General features: G+C 71.9%; 18 protein-coding genes and 1 riboswitch. Of the genes, 11 read left to right on the top strand and 7 right to left on the bottom strand.

Features of this window, described 5'->3' with window-relative positions:
* Positions 1-93 precede the first annotated feature (93 nt).
* Genes ychF through AB0J40_RS16745 form a run of 3 tightly spaced genes read left to right on the top strand, consistent with a single transcriptional unit; the run spans position 94 to position 2,285 of the window.
* Positions 94-1,176 (top strand): redox-regulated ATPase YchF, encoded by a 1,083-nt coding sequence (gene ychF, locus AB0J40_RS16755; protein ID WP_364453342.1) that lies wholly within the window; start codon positions 94-96, stop codon positions 1,174-1,176.
* A gap of 54 nt (positions 1,177-1,230) precedes the next feature.
* Positions 1,231-1,818 carry an ArsR family transcriptional regulator gene (locus AB0J40_RS16750; RefSeq protein ID WP_364453340.1) on the top strand — a complete coding sequence of 196 codons (588 nt, stop codon included), beginning with the start codon at positions 1,231-1,233 and terminating at the stop codon, positions 1,816-1,818.
* Positions 1,818-2,285 carry a hypothetical protein gene (locus tag AB0J40_RS16745; protein WP_364453337.1) on the top strand — a complete coding sequence of 156 codons (468 nt, stop codon included), beginning with the start codon at positions 1,818-1,820 and terminating at the stop codon, positions 2,283-2,285. The genes AB0J40_RS16750 and AB0J40_RS16745 overlap by 1 nt, the downstream gene beginning before the upstream one ends.
* A gap of 202 nt (positions 2,286-2,487) precedes the next feature.
* Here the strand turns inward: AB0J40_RS16745 and AB0J40_RS16740 are convergent, their stop codons facing one another.
* Both AB0J40_RS16740 and AB0J40_RS16735 read right to left on the bottom strand, forming a co-directional pair.
* Positions 2,488-2,616 (bottom strand): hypothetical protein, encoded by a 129-nt coding sequence (locus AB0J40_RS16740; RefSeq protein ID WP_364453334.1) that lies wholly within the window; start codon positions 2,614-2,616, stop codon positions 2,488-2,490.
* A gap of 74 nt (positions 2,617-2,690) precedes the next feature.
* The gene (locus tag AB0J40_RS16735) at positions 2,691-2,975 is read right to left on the bottom strand and encodes a 4a-hydroxytetrahydrobiopterin dehydratase (RefSeq protein ID WP_364453331.1); all 285 of its coding nucleotides are present in this window, start codon (positions 2,973-2,975) and stop codon (positions 2,691-2,693) included.
* 32 nt (positions 2,976-3,007) lie between these two features.
* Positions 3,008-3,114: riboswitch (TPP riboswitch) on the top strand.
* A gap of 22 nt (positions 3,115-3,136) precedes the next feature.
* On the opposite strand from AB0J40_RS16735, the gene AB0J40_RS16730 reads away from it, so the two are divergent.
* From AB0J40_RS16730 to AB0J40_RS16715, 4 genes are all read left to right on the top strand, one after another.
* Entirely contained in the window at positions 3,137-4,189 is a 1,053-nt protein-coding gene (locus AB0J40_RS16730; protein WP_364453328.1) for a thiamine ABC transporter substrate-binding protein, read from the top strand.
* Between the two features lie 110 nt (positions 4,190-4,299).
* A complete protein-coding gene (locus AB0J40_RS16725; protein ID WP_364453698.1) occupies positions 4,300-5,856 on the top strand; it encodes an iron ABC transporter permease in 1,557 nt (518 codons plus the stop codon).
* Positions 5,856-6,863 carry an ABC transporter ATP-binding protein gene (locus AB0J40_RS16720; protein WP_364453325.1) on the top strand — a complete coding sequence of 336 codons (1,008 nt, stop codon included), beginning with the start codon at positions 5,856-5,858 and terminating at the stop codon, positions 6,861-6,863. Before AB0J40_RS16725 ends, AB0J40_RS16720 begins: the two co-directional genes overlap by 1 nt.
* 115 nt (positions 6,864-6,978) lie before the next feature.
* Entirely contained in the window at positions 6,979-7,635 is a 657-nt protein-coding gene (locus AB0J40_RS16715) for a DUF998 domain-containing protein (protein WP_364453323.1), read from the top strand.
* Positions 7,636-7,693: 58 nt separating this feature from the next.
* Here AB0J40_RS16715 and AB0J40_RS16710 read toward each other — a convergent pair whose 3' ends face one another.
* From AB0J40_RS16710 to AB0J40_RS16700, 3 genes are read right to left on the bottom strand one after another with little or no spacing between them, the layout of a single operon-like run.
* Positions 7,694-8,566, bottom strand: coding sequence for an ABC transporter permease subunit (locus AB0J40_RS16710; protein ID WP_364453320.1), 873 nt, complete (start codon positions 8,564-8,566; stop codon positions 7,694-7,696).
* Positions 8,563-9,537, bottom strand: coding sequence for an ABC transporter ATP-binding protein (locus AB0J40_RS16705; RefSeq protein ID WP_364453317.1), 975 nt, complete (start codon positions 9,535-9,537; stop codon positions 8,563-8,565). The genes AB0J40_RS16710 and AB0J40_RS16705 overlap by 4 nt, the downstream gene beginning before the upstream one ends.
* Positions 9,534-10,631: an outer membrane lipoprotein carrier protein LolA gene (locus AB0J40_RS16700; RefSeq protein WP_364453315.1), complete on the bottom strand. Its 1,098-nt coding sequence runs from the start codon at positions 10,629-10,631 to the stop codon at positions 9,534-9,536. Before AB0J40_RS16700 ends, AB0J40_RS16705 begins: the two co-directional genes overlap by 4 nt.
* 148 nt (positions 10,632-10,779) lie before the next feature.
* Between AB0J40_RS16700 and AB0J40_RS16695 the strand changes: the two genes are divergently transcribed.
* The 3 genes from AB0J40_RS16695 (at position 10,780) to AB0J40_RS16685 (ending at position 13,500) form a co-directional block, all read left to right on the top strand.
* Positions 10,780-11,496: a response regulator transcription factor gene (locus AB0J40_RS16695; protein WP_285476454.1), complete on the top strand. Its 717-nt coding sequence runs from the start codon at positions 10,780-10,782 to the stop codon at positions 11,494-11,496.
* A complete protein-coding gene (locus tag AB0J40_RS16690; RefSeq protein WP_364453311.1) occupies positions 11,493-12,812 on the top strand; it encodes a HAMP domain-containing sensor histidine kinase in 1,320 nt (439 codons plus the stop codon). The genes AB0J40_RS16695 and AB0J40_RS16690 overlap by 4 nt, the downstream gene beginning before the upstream one ends.
* Before the next feature lie 298 nt (positions 12,813-13,110).
* A complete protein-coding gene (locus AB0J40_RS16685) occupies positions 13,111-13,500 on the top strand; it encodes an NUDIX domain-containing protein (RefSeq protein WP_364453308.1) in 390 nt (129 codons plus the stop codon).
* Here AB0J40_RS16685 and trpS read toward each other — a convergent pair.
* On the bottom strand, positions 13,493-14,458 hold the full coding sequence (gene trpS, locus AB0J40_RS16680; protein ID WP_364453306.1) for a tryptophan--tRNA ligase: 966 nt from the start codon (positions 14,456-14,458) through the stop codon (positions 13,493-13,495). The genes AB0J40_RS16685 and trpS overlap by 8 nt on opposite strands.
* A gap of 216 nt (positions 14,459-14,674) precedes the next feature.
* Here trpS and AB0J40_RS16675 point away from each other — a divergent pair, with 216 nt between their 5' ends.
* Positions 14,675-14,974, top strand: a complete 300-nt coding sequence (locus AB0J40_RS16675) for a YciI family protein (protein WP_361096019.1) — start codon at positions 14,675-14,677, stop codon at positions 14,972-14,974.
* Position 14,975: 1 nt separating this feature from the next.
* Here AB0J40_RS16675 and AB0J40_RS16670 read toward each other — a convergent pair whose 3' ends face one another.
* A complete protein-coding gene (locus AB0J40_RS16670; protein ID WP_199198933.1) occupies positions 14,976-15,128 on the bottom strand; it encodes a hypothetical protein in 153 nt (50 codons plus the stop codon).
* Between the last annotated feature and the right edge of the window lie 127 nt (positions 15,129-15,255).

Genomic DNA, 15,255 nt, shown 5'->3' with positions numbered 1-15,255 from the left:
CATGCCAGCAGGTCAGCGCGGTCGCTGGCGGAAATCCGACGCCGCGTTGGGTGCGTGGGGCTCGAGCGGAACAGCCACGTAGACTGCGGGGTCGTGAGCCTCACCCTCGGTATCGTCGGCCTGCCCAACGTCGGCAAGTCCACCCTGTTCAACGCGCTGACCCGCAACGACGTGCTCGCCGCGAACTACCCGTTCGCGACGATCGAGCCGAACGTCGGCGTCGTGCCGCTGCCGGACCCCCGGCTGGACAAGCTGGCCGAGCTGTACAAGTCGGAGAAGACGGTCCCGGCCGTGGTGTCCTTTGTGGACATCGCGGGCATCGTGAAGGGCGCCTCCGAGGGTGCCGGGCTGGGCAACAAGTTCCTCGCGAACATCCGTGAGGCCAACGCGATCTGCCAGGTCATCCGCGTGTTCGACGACCCCGACGTGGTGCACGTCGACGGCCGGATCGACCCGTCGAGCGACATCGAGACGATCAACACCGAGCTGATCCTCGCCGACCTGCAGACCCTCGACAAAGCGCTGCCGCGGCTGGAGAAGGAAGCGCGGACGAAGAAGGAGAACAAGCCCGCGCTCGACAACGCCCAGAAGGCGAAGGAGATCCTCGACGCCGGGCGCACGCTCTTCCAGGCGCAGAAGGAAGTCGACTTCGACGCGCTGCGCGAGCTGAGCCTGCTCACCACGAAGCCGTTCCTGTACGTCTTCAACGCCGACGAGTCGGTGCTCACCGACGAGGCCCGCCGCGAGGAGCTGACGAAGCTGGTCGCGCCGGCGGACGCGGTGTTCCTCGACGCGAAGGTCGAGGCGGAGCTGCTGGAGCTGGACGACGAGGAGTCGGTGCGCGAGCTGCTCGAGTCGGTCGGCCAGCCGGAGCCGGGCCTGTACGCCCTCGCCCGCGCGGGCTTCCACACCCTCGGCCTGCAGACGTACCTGACGGCGGGCCCGAAGGAGTCCCGCGCCTGGACGATCCCCCAGGGCGCCACGGCCCCCCAGGCGGCGGGCGTTATCCACACGGACTTCGAACGCGGCTTCATCAAGGCGGAGATCGTCTCCTACGACGACCTGATGGAGGCGGGCTCGATGGCGGCGGCCCGGGCGGCGGGCAAGGTCCGCATGGAGGGCAAGGACTACGTCATGGCCGACGGCGACGTGGTCGAGTTCCGCTTCAACGTCTGAGAACCCTCAACTACTGGTTGTTACTTTCATTGGGCGCAGGATATACTGCGTCCAATGAAAGCTTCGCCGAGCTTGCTGCCCCTGCTGCGGTCGCGAATGCAGGGTGAGCTGCTCGCGCTGGTCCTGCTGCACCCGGAGCGCGAGTACAGCATCACCGAACTCGCCGAGGCTTGCGGTGTCACGCCCACGGCCGTGCTGCGCGAAGTCGAGCGGCTGGTCGGCGGCGGCATCCTGGCCGACCGGCGGGTGGGCCGGAGCCGGCTCGTCAAAGCCCGTACCGACACCCCGCTCTACCGCCCGCTGAGCGACGTCATCGCGGTCACGTTCGGGCCGATGTCCCTGCTCGCCGAGGTCCTCTCCGGGCTGGCGGGCGTCCGCGAGGCCTACATCTACGGGTCCTGGGCCGCGCGCTACAGCGGCGAACCGGGGCCGCCGCCTGGTGACGTCGATGTCCTCGTCGTCGGTTCGCCCGATCCGGACGAGCTCTTCGACCTGGCCGAGAGCGTGTCGCGACGGCTGGGCCGCGAGGTCAACGTGCACCGGATTTCGCCCGAGTCGTGGGCGGCGGACACGGCGGATCCGTTCCTCACCAGCGTTCGCGAACGTCCGCTGGCTCGGCTGAACCTCGAGCAGGAGTCCTGATGCCCCAGTGGAACCAAGGGCGCGAACGGATCGACGCCTTCATCGCGCGCGGCGCCATCGAGCACGTTCCGGCGTCGCGGGAGGCCGCCGAGGCCGAGCTGGTCCGGGCCCGCACCCACCTCGCTTCGGCGCGGCAGCTGCAGGACACCGACCCCGAAGGCGCGTACACGCTGGCCTACGACAGCGCGCGCCGGGCGCTGGCGGCCGTCCTGCAGAACCAGGGCCTGCGGGTGACGAGCCGGGGTGGGCACGTGACCGTCTACGAGGCGGTACTCGCCCAGCTGGACCCGCCGCTGGGACACGTCCTGCGGCCCTTCAACCGGATGCGAGCCCGGCGCAACGAGGTCGCCTACCGATCTTCGGAGGCTCCGTCGATGACCGCCGAGGACGTCGCGGCCGACGTGCCGAAGGTGCTGGCGCTCATCGAAGTGGCCGAAAAGGCGATCCCGAACATGCCGCGCTACTGAGCGGCGCGGCCTGGCCCGGGAGCCAGGCCGGCGACCGGCTCAGCCGAAGAGGCCCAGCAACGCGATCGCGATCAGCACGACCGCGGGGGCGAGTGCGTTGATCCAGGCGCGCTGGGCGGGCGTGGGGGCGGTGCTGTTCATGGCGTTTCCTAGGGCCGAAACCGATGCTTCCGCCTGCTCAGCGCGCTGATCATGCCCTTCGTTAGCGGCTGTGATCGAATTCACCGGCATCCGGGTGACGACGTCCCCGTGCGGTGAACCAGAGCACTCCGCCCGCCGCCGCCACCATCGTCGCGAATGCCGCCGTCCCGACCACGATCGCCTGGGTCATGCCATCCCTCCATAGCAGTGCCGTTTACCGAGAGACGCCGAAACCGCGAAAAAGTGCACCCAGAGTTACCGACGTCACATCGAGTCGAGCACCGCGTCGATCTGCGCCGCGAGGGCGAAGTCCTTCTCCGTCAGGCCGCCCGCCGAATGGGTCGAGAGCCGGAACGTCAGCGTGCGCCAGCGGATGTCGATGTCCGGGTGGTGGTCGGCCGCTTCGGCCAGCACCGCGACGCGGTCCACCACCTCGATCGCCTGCGGGAAGCTCGCCAGCTCCGCCTCGCGCGAGATCACCGCGCCGGCCCGCGTCCAGCCGGCGCCCAGCCGTTCGTCGGCCTCGGCGTCGCTCAAGATTTCCGTCATGTCTCCATGGTCGTACGTCCTGGACTACGCTGCACGGTTGCCACGGGAGTCCGGTCAGCCGGGCTGAGAGGCGGGTCACCCGCGACCGTTCGCACCTGACCGGATCATGCCGGCGAAGGGAGGGCTTTCCCTCCTCGTCCGGCGAAGTGCAGGAGGGGTAGATGAAACGCAGGGCTGTTCGCGCCGCGACGGCCGTCGCCGTCGTCAGCGTCGTCGCCGCGGGGTGCTCACTGTCGGACGGTGACGGTGGCACGCAGCAGACGCCCACCGTCACCCTCGTGACGCACGACTCCTTCCTGGCGCCGCAGGAGGTGCTCGACGCCTTCCAGAAGCAGTCGGGCATCAAGATCTCGGTGCTCAAGCAGGGCGACGCCGGTTCGCTGACCAACAAGCTCGTGCTGACCAAGGCCAACCCGATCGGCGACGTCGCGTACGGCGTCGACTCGACCTTCGCCTCGCGCGCGCTCTCCGAAGGCGTCTTCGAGCCCTACACCAGCCCGGAGGCCGACCGCGGGCCGCAGCGCTACGCCGTCGACCCCGAGCACCGGCTGTCCGCGGTCGACGTCGGCGACGTCTGCGTCAACGTCGACACGAACTACTTCACGAGCAAGGGCATCCCGGCGCCGGAGTCCTACGACGACCTCGCCGACCCGAAGTACAAGGACCTGCTGGTCGCCGAGGACCCGGCGACGGCGTCGCCCGGGCTGGCGTTCCTCCTCGGCACCATCGCGAAGTACGGCGAAGCCGGCTGGAAGGACTACTGGGCGAAGCTGAAGGCGAACGGGGTCAAGGTCGTCAGCGGCTGGGAAGAGGCCTACACCAAGGACTTCTCCGGCTCGTCCGGCAAGGGGCCGCGCCCGATCGTCGTCTCGTACGCCTCTTCGCCCGCCGCCGAGGTGGGCGACGACGGCAAGCCGCGCACCAAGGCACTGCTCGACACCTGCTACCGGCAGGTCGAGTACGCCGGCGTGCTGGCGAACGGCAAGCAGGCCGAAAGCGCGCGCAAGGTCGTCGACTTCCTGCTGTCGCAGCAGTTCCAGGCGACGGTCGCGGCGAACATGTACGTCTACCCGGCGCGCCAGGGTGTCGACCTGCCCGCGGGCTGGGCGCAGGTCGCGCCGCTGCCGCAGAAGCCGCAGTCGCTCACGGCGGACCAGGTGCAGGCCGGGCGCGAGAAGTGGATCGGCGAATGGCGCACGCTCGTGCAGCAGTGACATCCGGGGCTCCGCCCCGGGCCGGGGGCTCCGCCACCCGGAGCCCCCGAAAAACGCCAGTCGTAGCCCCGCCCCGGACCGCGCGTGGCCTGGGCCTGGCACTGCTCGGGCTGGCCCCGATCGGGTTCCTGGTGGTGTTCTTCGCCTGGCCGGTGCTGGCGATCGTCGGCCGCGGGTTCGCCGCGGGCGGCCTGGACGTCGTCCTCGGCGACGCGCGGACCTGGCAGCTGGCCGGGTTCACCGTCGCGAGCGCGGCGGCGTCGACGGTGGTCGCGGTGCTGGCCGGGCTGCCGGTCGCGTTCCTGCTCGCGCGGGTGCGGCTGCCCGGCGCCGGCCTCGCGCGGACGCTCGTGCTGGTGCCGTTCGTGCTGCCGACCGTCGTCGTCGGCCTGGCGTTCCGGGCCCTCTGGCCGGACGGCGGCGTACTGCCGATCGTGCTGGCCAACGCGTTCTTCAACGTCGCCGTCGTCGCGCGGACCGTCGCCGGGCTGTGGACCCGGCTCGATTCGCGGACGACCGACGCCGCCCGCGCGCTGGGCGCGTCACCGTGGCGTGCGTTCCGTTCGGTGACGCTGCCCGCGCTGGCGCCCGCGATCGCCTCCGCCGCGGCCGTGGTGTTCCTGTTCTGCGCCACCAGTTTCGGCGTCGTCCTGATCCTCGGCGGCGCGCGCTACCGGACCCTGGAAACCGAGATCTACCTGCGGACGGTCGACCTGCTGGACCTGTCGGGCGCGGCGGCGCTGTCCCTGATCCAGTTCGCCGCCGTCGTCGCCGCGCTGGTGCTCGGCGGGCTGGCGCGGCGGCGCAAGGACGGTGCCCGGATCGGTTCCGGCGGGCCGCGGCGGCCGCGGGGCGGCGAGTGGTGGGTCGTCGGCGCCGCGGGGGTCGTCCTGGCGTTGCTGGTGACGCCGATCGTCGCGCTGCTCGCCGAGTCGGTGTCCACTCCGGACGGTTGGAGCTTCGCCGGTTATCGGGCGCTGGCCGGCACCGGTGAGAAGGGCACGCTGCAGGTGTCCGGCTGGGACGCGGCGGTGAACTCGCTGAAGGTGGCGATCGACGCGACGCTGCTCGCGATGGTCGTCGGCGTGCTCGCGTCCGTGGTGCTGGTGGCGCTGCGGCGCTCGCCCGCGAAAGCCGCGCGTGGGCTGGGCGAGACCATGGACGCCGTCCTGATGCTGCCGCTCGGCGTGTCCGCGGTGACGGTCGGGTTCGGCTACCTGGTGACGCTCGACGCGCTGCCCGGCGACCTCCGGACGTCGCCCTACCTCGTGCCACTGGCCCAGGCGCTGGTGATCATCCCGCTGATCGTGCGGATGGTGCTGCCGGTGCTGCGCTCGGTCGACGTCCGGTCGCGGCAGGCCGCGTCGACGCTGGGGGCGAGCCCGCTGCGGGTGTGGCGGGAGATCGACCTGCCGCTGACGCTGCGGCCGCTGGTCGCGGCCGCGGGCTTCGGGTTCGTCGTCGCGCTCGGCGAGTTCGGCGCGACGAGCTTCCTCGCCCGGCCGACGGCGCCGACGCTGCCGGTCGCGATCGCTTCCCTGCTGGGACGCCCGGGGGAGCTGAACAACCAGATGGCGTACGCCGCGTGCGCGCTGCTGATGCTCGTGACGGTGCTGGCGGTCGCGCTGATCGACCGGCTCGGGCGCGGCCGGGTGGGAGAGTTCTGATGGCGCTGTCGGTGCGGGACCTGACCGTCCACTACGGAGACTTCGCGGCGGTCCGCGACGTCCGGCTGGACATCGCCGACGGCGAGGTGCTGGCGCTGCTCGGCCCGTCGGGCTCGGGGAAGTCGACGCTGCTGCGCGCGATCACCGGGCTGGAGCCGTCGGCGCGCGGCAGCGTGAGCTGGGACGGCGACGACCTCGGCGCGGTGCCGGTCCACCGGCGCGGCTTCGGGCTGGTGTTCCAGGACGGCCAGCTGTTCGGTCACCGCGACGTGGCGGCGAACATCGCGTTCGGCCTGCGGATGCACGGGGTGCCGCGGGCTTCGTGGGCGCCGCGCGTGGCGGAGCTGCTGGAGCTGGTGGGTCTCTCGGGTTTCGAACGACGGCGGGTGACGGAGCTGTCCGGCGGGCAGGCCCAGCGGGTCGCGCTGGCTCGTGCGCTGGCACCGGAGCCGCGGCTGCTGCTGCTCGACGAGCCACTGTCCGGTTTGGACGCCGGCCTGCGCGAGCAGCTGGCGATCGACCTGGCGGACCTGTTGCGCCGCAGCAAGATCACGGCGTTGCTGGTGACGCACGACCAGGAGGAGGCGTTCACGCTGGCCGACCGGGTGGCGGTGCTGGACGCGGGCGAAGTGCGCCAGGAGGGCGCGGTCCGCAGGGTGTGGCGCAACCCGGCGGACGACGACGTGGCCCGGTTCCTGGGGGTGACGACGTTCGTCGCGGGTGTCGCGGCCGGCGGGCTGGTGCAGACGCCCTTGGGCGACGTCGGCTTGCCGGAGGTGACCGACGGCCCAGTGCGGCTGGGGTTGCGGCCGCACGCGCTACGGGTGGCTTCCGAGGGCGTGCCGGGCGAGGTCACCGCGGCGGTGCACCGGCGCGAACACGTGCGGCTGGTGGTGCGCCTGGCTGAGTCCACTGTGGACGCGGTGGCGCCGGCGGCGTCCGACCTGCGGGCCGGGGACGCGGTGAAGCTGGAGTTCGACCCGGATGGCGTAGCGCTGGTGGGCTAGCCGAGGACACGGCGCGAAACGCAGCTGCGTAACGTTTCGGTGTCCATCGTATTCGCGGCGTCGGGCCGCGCGACTTACGTCGTGCACAAAGCGACGACGGCCCGAGGAGCTGGTCATGGTCATGGTCAACGGTGACGCACGCATGGTGCACTCCTACCGATTCCTGCGCAAGGCGATCGGCATCATCGGAATCGCCTTGCCGTGGGTGCTGATGCTCGGGAAGTGGCTCATCTGGGGCGGTGGCCTGCTCGCCTCGATCAGCGGCTACTACTACAGCGACCTGCGGGGCGTCTTCGTCGGAAGCCTGTGCGCGGTCGGGGTTTTCCTGTTGTCCTACCGCGGCTACACCAGGACCGGCGACTGGCTCAGCACCTTCGCGGGGATCGCGGCGATCGTCGTCGCGCTCTTCCCGACCACGCCTCCGGCGAATTACAACGGGACGGACAAGCTGCTGGCGGGAGTGCACGCCACGGCCGCTGCGTGTTTCTTTCTGGCGCTGGCGGTCTTCTGCCTGTGGCTCTTCCCGCGCCGGCCCGAAATTCCGCCTGGCAGCCCGCAACAACCGGCGGGCGACTGGCGCGGAAAGCTGTACATCGCGTGCGGTTCCGTGATCGTCTTGGCGCTGCTGCTCATCGTGATCGCCGGGTTGGTCGGCGACAACCGGCTCGGGTCGGTGAATCCGGTGCTGTGGCTGGAGACGATCGCGATCTTCGCGTTCGGCGTCGCCTGGTTCGTCCGCGGTACGACCGAACGGCCGGGCGCTGGAGCTTGACGCCGGACGAGGTTCCCCCGGGCCAGGTCCGCGCCCGGCCCGGGGAGCCCGGCGAACTTCAGCCGTCGCGAGTGGACAGTCGGGCGTACGCCAGGGACAGCCCGATCACGATGTAGCAAGCCGCCCGCAGCGCCCCCTCGCCCAGCAGCTGGCCGCCCATCGGGTCCTGCAGCACCTCCGCCGGGGCCAGCGACCAGTTCTGCGTCAGCAGGAACGGGTGCAGCCAGTCCAGCGACGTCAAGAACCCCAGGATCGTGAACACGATGTCGGCCGCCAGTACCGACGCCACCACCAGCATCGGGTGCTCCGTCCAGCTGGAGATCGCCAGCGCCACCGCGCCGACCGCCCACAGCTGCAGCACCACCCAGCCCGCCACCAGCAGGATGCGGGCCAGCGCGCCGCCCACGGACAACGTCGTGCCCGACAACGTGAACAGCGAGTCCGTCCCGTTGATGATCAGGCCGGTCACCACGCCCGTCACGCACATCGCCAGCACCGAGACCACCGACACCGTCGCGACGCCGAACGCCTTGACCGCCAGCAGGCGGCCCCGGCCGACCGGCGCGATCAGCCAGCCGCGCAAGGTGCCGTGGGCCGTCTCGCCCGCGATCGCGTCCGCGCCCGCCATCGCCGACGCCAAGGGCAGCAGCAACGCCAGGGACATCACGATCGCCGCGATCGGCAGCACGAACGCGTTGTTCACCGCCGACGCCAGCAGCGCGCCGTCGGGGTTCGGGCCTCCGGCGTCGGGCTGCCCGCTCACCAGCGTCAGGCCGATGCCGATGACGATCGGGATCAGCGCCAGCAGCCCGAGCACGGCCAGCGTGCGCGGCCGCCGGAAGATCCAGCGCAGCTCCGCGGCCAGCAGCCGCGGCAACGGCACCGTGTCGTGGCCCGTGCGGGCCGCCGGTACCTCCAGGACCGCCGTCATTCCGCCCCCTCCGTCAGCCGCGCGAACAGGTCTTCCAGCCCGGTGCGGGCCCGCGTCGCCTCGTGGACCGCGACCCCCGCGCCCACCAGGACCTGCAGCACGCGCGGAGCCTCGGTCGCCGTCAGGTCCGCGCGGACGCCGTCCGGGGTGAGCCGGACGCCGATCCGGTGCTCCCGCAGCACTTCCACGGCCTGCTCCGCGTCCGGCGTGCGGACCAGCAGCGCCGCGTTGCCGGACTCCAGCAGCTCGGCCAGTTCGCCCTGCGCGACGACGTTGCCCGCCTGCAGCACGGCCACGTGCGTGCACGTCGCCTCCACCTCGGCCAGCAGGTGCGACGACACCAGCACCGTGACGCCGGCGGCGTGCAGCTCGGCGACGATCCTGCGGATCTCCCTGGTACCCGCAGGATCGAGGCCGTTGGTCGGCTCGTCGAGCACGACCATCTTCCGCGGCACGAGCAACGCCGACGCGAGTCCGAGCCGCTGCTTCATGCCGAGCGAGTAACCCTTGTAGCGGCGCCGCGCCGCGCCGGTCAGCCCGACGCGCTCCAGCGCGGCGTCCACCGCCGCCGGGATCCCGGCCGACGTCAGCCGCGGTTCCGCCGCGGCGAACCGAAGCAGGTTGTCGCGCCCGGACAGGAACGGGTGGAAACCCGGCCCCTCGACCAGCGCGCCGACGTCCGGCAGCGCGTGCGCCGCGGCGTCCGGCATCGGACGGCCGAGCAGCTCGACCTCGCCCTCGGTCGGCCGGACCAGGCCGAGCAGCATCCGGATGGTGGTCGTCTTGCCCGAGCCGTTCGGCCCGAGCATCCCGACGACCGCGCCCTCCGGGATGTCGAGGTCGACGTGGTCGACCGCGACCGTGCTGCCGTAGACCTTGCGCAACCCCCGCGTGCGCGCGGCCAGCGGGACCGCCGGGGCGGACGCCTCCGAAGAGACGTCCGCCCCGGACTGGATGGCCGTGCTGGTCACTTCTGACCCAGCGCTTCGTACAGGACCTGCTCCGGCACCGCGCCGGCGGCGAAGCGGCCGTCGTCGGTCAGCACCGCGCTGCCCACCTTCGTGGTGACGAGGTAGCCGCTGCCCCAGGCGCCGCTGACCTTCTTGGCGAACCGCTCGAGCAGCGCCTTCGGGTCGGCGTTGCCGGCCCGGCCCTCGCGGCCGGACTGCTGCTTCGGCGCCGCGTTCAGCGCGTCCGCCGGGACCTTGCCGGTGACGACGGTGTCCCAGCCGTCGCCGACGATCTTGGTGTCCTGCTTGGCCTGCTCGGCCAGGTCCTTGTGCTCCTGGTCGATCGTCGGCGTCTTCTCCTGCACCTTCGCGCCCTTCGGCGGGGTGAAGGTGAAGAGGTCGGCCGGCTGCTGCGTGAACTCGATCTCGCTGAACGCGACCTCGAGCGCCGGCGTCGACGTGCCGTTGCTCAGCACCGACACCCGCAGCGGCATCCGCGTCTGCGAGTCGACCGCGACGCGGATCTCGCGCAGCAGCGTCCGCTCGCTCGGCTTCGGCGTCAGGACCAGCTCGTAGGCCGGGCGGTCGGCGACGGTCGCGGTGCCGTCGACCGACACCGTGCTGCTCTCGCGGACCTTCGCGAGCAGTTCGGTGGACGCCGCGACCGGGTCGGCCAGCTTCTCGCTGCCCGCGCCCTTCTGCTTGGCCACGTCGGCCGGGATGGTCACCTTCGTCGCGGTGTTCGTCCGGGAGCTGTAGTCCCAGACGGTCGTGCCGTCGTGGACCACGGTCTCCTGGCTCGCGCCCTGCGTGGCGGCCAGGCGGCTCTTGCCGGCGCCGTCGCTGAAGATGTGCGCCGAGTCGATGTTCAGCGCCGACGCCCCCGGCAGCGCGTTCCCCACCGACGGCAACCCCAGGTCGTTGCTGATCTTCACCGTGCCGTCGAACGCGCCCGGCTTCGCCTTCAACACGGACTGCACCAGGTCCTCGGCGCTCACCTGGGGCAGCGCCGGCTTGTCGTCGGCGCTGGCCGGCATCGCGACGAACGCGAGCCCGCCCGCGCCGAGCGCGGTGCCGACGACCGCGGCGGTGATGCCCTTCGTCTTCGGTTTCATGCGTCTCTCCCTGTGGTGTTCCCGGGCTCGAGTGTGCCCGGCTTCCCGGCACCGACGCTTCCCTCTCGAGACTGAGATACCCCTGAAGGTTCTCCCCCTCCGGCTGAGATCGTGCTGAGAGCTGACGCACGACCTGCGGAAACCGGCCATGATGAACCTCGTGAAACCTCGGGTGCTGGTGGTCGACGACGAACCGGGCGTGCGGAAAGCACTGCAGCGCGGGCTGCGCGCGGAGGACATGGACGTGGTCACCGCCGCGGACGGCCCCACCGGGCTGCAGCTGGCGAGCACGGGCTCGTTCGACGTCATCCTGCTCGACATCATGCTGCCGGGCCTGTCCGGCTACCGCGTGCTGGAACGCCTGCGCAAGGACGGCGTCATGACGCCGGTGCTGCTCGTCTCGGCCAAGGACGGCGAGATCGACCAGGCCGACGGCCTCGACCTCGGTGCCGACGGTTACCTCGTGAAGCCGTTCTCCTTCGTCGTGCTGGTCGCGCAGGTCCGCGCGACCCTGCGCCGCGCCGGGCCGGAAGCGGGCCGCGGCACGCTGCGGCTGGGCGCGCTGGAGGTCGACCGCGGGCTGCGGCAGGTGCACTGGAACGGCGAAGAGGTCGGGCTCAGCCCGCGCGAGTTCGCGTTGCTGGAAGTGCTCGTCGGCCGCGCCGGCACGGTCGTCACGAAGGACGAACTGCTGCGCGCGGTCTGGGGCGAGGAGCAGGCGGTGACGCGCAACCTCGTCGAGGTCTACGTCGGGTACGTGCGACGCAAGCTGGACGCCGTCGGCGCCGGTGCGCTGCTGCGGACCGTGCGCGGGCACGGCTACCTGGCCTCCGACGCGCAGCTCGACGAGGTCATCACCCCGTGAACTCCTGGTGGCGGGGCCGGTCCCTGCAGGTCCGGATCACGCTGCTGGCCGGGACGATCACCCTGGCCTGCCTGCTCGGGCTGGCCGCGCTGGCCGCGTCGAACCTCTCCCCGCTGCTCATCGGCTCGGTCGACCGCGAGCTCTCGGCCGCGCTCGGCCCGGCCGGTGCCGACGTGAGCGCCGGGCGCCCGCTGTCCGGCGCGGCGCCGGTGACCCTGCGGGTGCTCGACATCGCGGGCACGCCGGTCGACGGCGGCACGCCCACCGGCCTCGCGTCGCCGGACGTCTCGACGCTGAAGGCCGGGCAACCGGTCCAGCGCGACGGCGCGCGCTATCTGGGCACGGTCGTCAGCGCGCCCGACGGGTCGCAGCGGCTGGTCGTGGCCGGGGCCGGGCTGGTCGGGTTCTCCGCGGCGGTGCACTACGGCGGGGTGTGGCTGGTGGTCGTCGCGTCGGTCGGGGCGCTGGTCGCCGGGTTCGCGACGTGGCTGGTCGTGCGGCTGGCACTGCGCCCGGTCGCGCGCATGCGGGGTTCGGTGCGCGCGCTGCCGCCGGGGGCGAGGCTGGCGCTGCCGGACTCGCACGACGAGCTGCGCGCGCTGGCCGAGGAGTTCAACGCCCTGCTGGAGCGCCAAGAGCAGGCGAGCGACCGGCTCCGGCGCTTCACCGGCGACGCGGCGCACGAGCTGCGGTCGCCGGTCGCGTCGATCCGGGTGCAGGCCGAGGTCGCGGTGACCAACCCGGATCCCGAGCTGGCCCAGGAGACGCTGTCGGACATCCTGACCGAGGCCGAACGGCTGTCTTCGCTGCTGGACGGGCTGTTGTCGCTGGCCCGGTCGGACGCGGGGGAGGTGCCTGCCGCTTCGCCGGTGGAGCTGGTGAGCGAAGTGCGAGCGGCGGTGGCGCGGCTGCCGGCGGGGGCGCCGCAGACGCGGGTGAGCAACGCGGTCGCGCAGGCGTGGGCGTCGGCCGCGCACGGCGAAGTCGAGCTGGTGCTGGACAACCTGCTGCGCAACGCGTGCCGCTACGCGCGCGGGGAGATCGTGGTGTCGGTGCTGGCGTCGCGCTCGTCGGTGCGGGTGGTGGTGGACGACGACGGGCCGGGCATCGCGCCGGAGCACCGCGAGAAGGTGTTCGACCGGTTCTACCGGATCGCCGACGACCGGGCGCGCTCGTCGGGCGGGACGGGATTGGGGCTGGCGATGGTGGCGGAGACGGTCCGCCGCCGAGGCGGCCGCGTCCAGGTGGGCGAGTCCCCGGACGGCGGCGCGCGGTTCGTGGTCGTCTGGCGAGTGGCTGCGGGGGAGCCCGGCTGAGGGCCCTGCGGTCTGTCCACAGCCCGGCCGTGATGTGGACAGCCGGATGCGGGTGGCGAACTTCGGGCGGGTTTCGTCGGACCGCCTCGATACGCTGGAGCGGGGCGGGCCCCCAGGGCGGGCGGGCTGTGCTCGGTGGGTGGGGCTGTGCCCGGTGGGTGGGGCTGTGCCCGGTGGGTGGGGCTGTGCCCGGTGGGTGGGGCTGTGCCCGGTGGGTGGGGCTGTGCCCGGTGGCCGCGGCGCCGGGAGCCATCGCCGAAACGGCCGGCGGCGGGGCTTCCGGGTAGATTCCGGGGCTGTGAACGGTGTGATCGTGGGTGCCGCCCTGGTGCGGGACGGCAAGCTGCTCGCCCAGCAGCGGGCCTGGCCGCCGAAGCACACCGGGCAGTGGGAACTGCCCGGTGGCCGGGTCGAAGAGGGCGAGTCCGAAGCTTTCGCACTGGCCCGCGAGTGCAGCGAGGAGCTCGACGTCGTCATCGAGGTCGGCGAGCGTGTCGGGGAAGACGTCCCGCTGCCCGGCGAAAAGGTCCTCCGCATCTACGCCGCGAAGCTCGTTTCGCCCGGCGAGGAGCCGCGGGCCGTCGAGCACACCGCCGTGCGGTGGCTCGGGCCCGACGACCTCGACGACGTCGACTGGCTGCCCGCCGACCGGATCCTGCTCCCGGCCCTGCGCGCGCTCCTCAGTTAGCCCCGATCATCCGCAGCGCCGCGTCGAGCCGGTGGGCGCCGCGCTCCCGGGCCCGCTCCGCGCCCGCCTTGCGGACCCGGTCCAGCTCCGCGACGTCGTCGAGCAGCTCCGACGCCCGTGAGCGCAGCGGCCGCAGTTCCTCGATCACGGCGTCGGCGACGGCGTCCTTCACCGCCCCATAGGACGAGAACTCCGCAGCCAGGTCGGCCGGCGCACCACCGCGGCACGCGGCCAGGATCTCCAGCAGGTTCGCCATTCCCGGCCGGGTCTCCGGCTCGTGGACCGGCACCGAACCGCCGTCGGTGACCGCGCGGCGGATCTTGCGGCGGATCTGGTCGGGCTCGTCGAGCGCGAACACCACGCCCACCGCGTCCCGCGCCGACTTCGACATCTTGCGCGTCGGGTCGGCGAGGTCCTTCACTCGCGCGCCCGCCGGCGGGAGCACCGCGCGGGGGATCGTGAACACGTCGCCGTACGTGCCGTTGAAGCGCTTGGCCAGCGTGCGCGTCAGCTCGACGTGCTGCCGCTGGTCCTCGCCGACCGGCACCTCGGCCGCGCCCTGCAGCAGGATGTCGGCGGCCATCAGCGCCGGGTACGTCAGCAGCGACAGCCGGACGCCGGCCTGTCCCTTGGACTTCTCCTTGAACTGGATCATCCGCGCGGCCTCGCCGTAGTTGCAGGTGCACTCCAGGACCCAGGTCAGCGCGCCGAGCTCGCGGGCCAGGTCGGACTGGACGAACACCCGCTCGGGATCGATGCCGGCGGCGATCAGCACCGCCAGCTGCTCGCGGGCCAGTGATCGGAGTTTCGCCGGGTTGTGCGGTGTCGTCATGCCGTGCAGGTCGGCGACGAAGTACAGGTCGTCCGCGCCGCCCTCGAGGGCCCAGCGGCGGACCGCGCCGAGGTAGTTGCCGAGGTGGACGTGGCCGGAGGGCGTGATGCCGGACAGCTTGCTCATCGGGGAACCTTTCCGAGGTGGGGCCGCCCCGGAGAAGGCACGAAAAAGGCCGCCCGTCCGGGGCGGCCGCTGGTGATCAGCGCAGGACTGGATCGGCCGCCGAGGGCGGCCACCAGCTGGACGTCTGCGCGTGCATGTCGCCGACTATAGCCGGGTGCGTCACCACTTCGCATCGTCCGGACGCGCGAGCGCGCGAGCGGAGTTACGGTCATAGGCATGTATGTCGTCCTGCTGAACTACACGGCACCGATCGAGGAAATCGACTACGCGCTCCCGGACCACGCCGAGTGGCTGAACAAGCAGTACGAGCACGGCCACTTCCTGGCGTCCGGGCGGCGGAACCCGCGCACCGGCGGCGTGATCATCACGCGGCCGATGTCCCGCGGGAAGCTGGACGCGATCCTGGCGTCCGACCCGTTCTGCGTGAAGCACCTCGCGCAGTACGAGGTCATCGAGTTCTCACCGACGAAGACCGCACCCGAACTGCGGCAGATCAACGAGGCCGTGCCGCACTGAGCTAAGCGGCGGCCAGGTCCTCTTTCGCCTTCTTCAGAGCCAATACCGGGCACTTCTTGCAGCGCGGCTTGGACCGGCAGCACTTCTTCTTGACCTTGCCGGCCTTCATGAGCTTGCGCACGACCTTCCGCGGGTCCTTCGGCTTCTTGCCCACGCGCACGCACCTTCCGGATCGGCGTCGTTCACCGGGTATCCACGTTAGGTCAGCCTAACCGCCAGGGGGGCGTGGGGCCGCTCACAGAGGGGTGGCAGGTATCCTGGGTGAGGTCCGCGTGTGACCA

It is taken from the genome of Amycolatopsis sp. NPDC049691 (genome assembly GCF_040675005.1).
In the GTDB taxonomy this organism is placed as follows: Bacteria; Actinomycetota; Actinomycetes; order Mycobacteriales; family Pseudonocardiaceae; genus Amycolatopsis.
The sequence above is the reverse complement of the archived record's forward strand: the minus strand, read 5'-3'. Positions and strand labels throughout refer to the sequence as shown.

What these genes read in the sequence shown, in the direction of transcription:
- AB0J40_RS16750 (WP_364453340.1), top strand. Translation starts at nt 1,231, where the DNA reads ATGAAAGCTTCGCCGAGCTTGCTGCCCCTGCTGCGGTCGCGAATGCAG.
- AB0J40_RS16745 (WP_364453337.1), top strand. Translation starts at nt 1,818, where the DNA reads ATGCCCCAGTGGAACCAAGGGCGCGAACGGATCGACGCCTTCATCGCG.
- AB0J40_RS16740 (WP_364453334.1), bottom strand. Translation starts at nt 2,616, where the DNA reads ATGACCCAGGCGATCGTGGTCGGGACGGCGGCATTCGCGACGATGGTG.
- AB0J40_RS16735 (WP_364453331.1), bottom strand. Translation starts at nt 2,975, where the DNA reads ATGACGGAAATCTTGAGCGACGCCGAGGCCGACGAACGGCTGGGCGCC.
- AB0J40_RS16730 (WP_364453328.1), top strand. Translation starts at nt 3,137, where the DNA reads ATGAAACGCAGGGCTGTTCGCGCCGCGACGGCCGTCGCCGTCGTCAGC.
- AB0J40_RS16720 (WP_364453325.1), top strand. Translation starts at nt 5,856, where the DNA reads ATGGCGCTGTCGGTGCGGGACCTGACCGTCCACTACGGAGACTTCGCG.
- AB0J40_RS16715 (WP_364453323.1), top strand. Translation starts at nt 6,979, where the DNA reads ATGGTCATGGTCAACGGTGACGCACGCATGGTGCACTCCTACCGATTC.
- AB0J40_RS16710 (WP_364453320.1), bottom strand. Translation starts at nt 8,566, where the DNA reads ATGACGGCGGTCCTGGAGGTACCGGCGGCCCGCACGGGCCACGACACG.
- AB0J40_RS16700 (WP_364453315.1), bottom strand. Translation starts at nt 10,631, where the DNA reads ATGAAACCGAAGACGAAGGGCATCACCGCCGCGGTCGTCGGCACCGCG.
- AB0J40_RS16695 (WP_285476454.1), top strand. Translation starts at nt 10,780, where the DNA reads ATGATGAACCTCGTGAAACCTCGGGTGCTGGTGGTCGACGACGAACCG.
- trpS (WP_364453306.1), bottom strand. Translation starts at nt 14,458, where the DNA reads ATGAGCAAGCTGTCCGGCATCACGCCCTCCGGCCACGTCCACCTCGGC.
- AB0J40_RS16675 (WP_361096019.1), top strand. Translation starts at nt 14,675, where the DNA reads ATGTATGTCGTCCTGCTGAACTACACGGCACCGATCGAGGAAATCGAC.